Source organism: Sulfitobacter sp. CW3, from assembly GCF_019392245.1.
GTDB lineage: Bacteria > Pseudomonadota > Alphaproteobacteria > Rhodobacterales > Rhodobacteraceae > Sulfitobacter.
Map to the genome: position 1 here is coordinate 1 of NZ_JAHXRL010000483.1, position 245 is coordinate 245.

The following is a 245-nucleotide window of genomic DNA, read 5'->3' on the forward strand; positions in this document are numbered from 1 at the left end:
TTGCCAGATACGGCAAGATCGTCGGGGATGCCGGGCCCGCGGCCTTCGCGGCGCACCTCGCCCACGCGCTGATCGAGCCCTATTCCAGCCTCTGGTTCATCTACCTGCTGGCGGTGTTCTCGGTGGTCACCAAGGCCCTGCGTCGCGTGCCCGGCGGCGTGCTCCTCGCCGGCGCCGCCCTGCTGCAGATCGCCGACATCCGCAGCGAGTCGACCCTGATCGAGGAATTCTGCGCCCGTTACGTC

1 pseudogene is annotated in these 245 nt (G+C 68.6%); it reads left to right on the forward strand.

The features are described from left to right. Window positions 1–245 (forward strand): annotated as a pseudogene (locus KZZ06_RS21910) (acyltransferase); the annotation flags it as partial.